Annotated in this window: 1 protein-coding gene; it reads left to right on the top strand. The window is 53.5% G+C overall.

The window, feature by feature from the left end; all coding sequences use genetic code 11:
* Positions 1-922 (top strand): amino acid adenylation domain-containing protein (locus tag K0T92_RS24525; RefSeq protein WP_219875264.1); only part of this gene is annotated, 922 nt, incomplete at both ends.

The raw sequence follows: 922 nt of genomic DNA, 5'->3' as shown, positions 1-922 counted from the left end.
GGACGAGCGGGGAAGAGCGGGCTCAGGCGCACCGCTTGCGCAGCTGTCGACGGCGGATAACCTGGCGTACATCATCTACACGTCGGGTTCGACTGGGCTGCCGAAAGGCGTCATGGTAGAGCACCGCTCACTCATGAACCGTCTTTATTGGATGCAGAAACAATATCCATTGACCGGTGATGATGTAATATTGCAAAAGACGCCTTATACGTTTGATGTTTCTGTATGGGAGCTTCTATGGTGGATGCTTTCCGGCGCTTCCTTATGCTTGTTGGGTCCGGGTGGAGAAAAAGACCCGCAGCAGATTAGGGATGCTATTGTGCGGTACCGAGTAACGACAATGCATTTCGTGCCTTCGATGCTGACGGCTTTCTTGCATGCCTGTCCTTCAGGCCTATCATCATTGAAACAAGTATTTGCAAGCGGTGAGGCACTTGTTATCAAGCAGGTAAATGAATTCAAGGAGCTACTGTACAAGCCGTATAACACCCGATTAGCCAATTTATACGGGCCGACTGAAGCGACGATTGATGTATCCTATTTTGATTGTGACCAGGCTGCAAAGCCGGGCATTATTCCAATCGGGAAACCGATTGATAATACACAATTGTATGTACTGGACGGCCGTCAGGAAGTGCAGCCGATCGGGGTGCCGGGTGAGCTATACATCGGCGGGGCAGGACTGGCCCGAGGCTATGTGAACCGAGCGGAATTGACGGAGGAGAAATTTATCGCGAACCCGTACCGCCCAGGCGAGCGGATGTACCGGACTGGGGATTTGGCGCGCTGGCAGCCGGACGGTACGGTTGAATATTTGGGCCGGATCGACCATCAGGTGAAAATCCGTGGCTACCGAATCGAGCTGGGAGAGATCGAAGCGCAGCTGCTGAAGGTGGAAGGGGTGAAGGAAGCGGCCGTGCTG

The sequence above is a fragment of the Paenibacillus oenotherae genome (genome assembly GCF_019443105.1).
GTDB classification, from domain to species: Bacteria; Bacillota; Bacilli; order Paenibacillales; family Paenibacillaceae; genus Paenibacillus_Z; species Paenibacillus_Z oenotherae.
This window is presented reverse-complemented; position numbering and strand designations above follow the sequence as displayed.